This window comes from Lentzea indica (assembly GCF_012184385.1).
Taxonomy (GTDB): Bacteria; Actinomycetota; Actinomycetes; order Mycobacteriales; family Pseudonocardiaceae; genus Lentzea; species Lentzea indica.
Genome location: NZ_VSRL01000541.1, coordinates 1 through 1,396, shown reverse-complemented (window position 1 = coordinate 1,396; position 1,396 = coordinate 1). Strand labels below are relative to the sequence as shown.

The following is a 1,396-nucleotide window of genomic DNA, read 5'->3' as shown; positions in this document are numbered from 1 at the left end:
CGCGCGGCGCTGGACAGGTCTTTGATCAGATTGGCGGGGTCTGGGGCGGAGCCCCAGGGTTCCGGCAAAGTCGTGTTGGTGCTGGTCAGGGGTGGATTCCGAGCAGGGTGAGTGGTCGGGTGAAGTCTCGGCTTGTGTGGCGCAGGCCGGTGGCGATGCGTGTGTGGCCGGCGAGGCGTAGTGCGTTGAGGGCGAGGTTGCGCAGGCTGGCCATGACTCGGGGTGCGGTGCCTGTGCGGACGCGGGAGGCGTCCTCGGTGTAGAGGACATCGCGGGTCCAGTGCAGCTTGTTCTCGATGTCCCAGTGGCCGCGGGTCCAGGTGGCGAGTTCGGCTGGTCCGGCTTGATCGTTGGTGAGGCTGGTGATGCCGAGCACGGCCATCGCGGTGCGTTTCCCGGTGTTGTGGGTGACGTAGCGTTCGACGAGAAACGCTTGTGCCGCACCAGGAAAAGTGACGTCCTCGGGGATGGGCAGGACCTGGATCGTCCGCCGCTCACGACGGCCGTGCCCAGTGTCCACTGTGGTGAGTGCGGGAACGTCGTGCCAGGGCAGGGCGTCGAGCTGGGCGTAGAGCAGATGCTGGTTCTGTTTGACCGGCAGCACGTAGTCGGCGCCACGGCGCAGCAGGTCGGTGACGGTGGCGCGGATGGTGTGCATGGCATCGGCGGTGATGATCGCGCCGGTCAGGTCGAGCTGGTCGAGCAGCGCGGCGGAGCGTTTGGTCTCGTTGACCTTGGTGTCGACCAGGACCTGGGCCAGTACCAGCGAGTCGGAGTGACAGAACGCGGTCAGCAGGTGCACCCCGCCGGACCCGTCGGGGCCGCGGGTGCCACGCACGGTCTTGCCGTCCATCGCGATCACCACCGGCCCGTCCGGCGACGGCCGGCCGCGCCGGGCCTGGGTCCAGGTCGTGATCGCGGCGTCCACCGCGTCACCATCGACCCGCTGCAGCGTCCGCCGCATCGTGGCCTCGTCCGGAGCCCGGCGCCGGCCCTGGCGCGGGTCGTGCCGGACCCCGAGCAACGCGAGTACCTGCTGCGGAGCGTCGGCGGCCCACTCTCCGATCGCGGTGAACGACCGCGCCCCGGCCGCGACCGCCGACGCGGCCAGCAACAAGATCGACACCAGCGAGTGCCGCACGCCCCGGCGCCGCCGCGGATCCGGCACCTTGGCCACGAACTCCCGCAGGTCAGCGACCCGATCACCAGCAGCATCAACAACGACAGGGGCCAACCGATCCAGCACAGCCGGAATCGGGCAGGATGACACGGCGGGCACGGCACTCCCAGAAGACCATGTGACTTAGACACTCTCATGATCAGCTAGAGCGCCGTGCCCGTCCTACGTCCAAACGGCGGACACGACTTTGCCGGAACCCTGGGGCGGAGCCCCAGA

At 69.0% G+C, this 1,396-nt stretch carries 1 protein-coding gene; it reads right to left on the bottom strand.

Annotated features, from left to right (window positions below):
- Nucleotides 1–85: 85 nt before the first annotated feature.
- Complete coding sequence (locus FXN61_RS49410; RefSeq protein WP_312878597.1) at nucleotides 86–1,246, bottom strand: ISAs1 family transposase; 1,161 nt, start codon at nucleotides 1,244–1,246, stop codon at nucleotides 86–88.
- Nucleotides 1,247–1,396 lie beyond the last annotated feature (150 nt).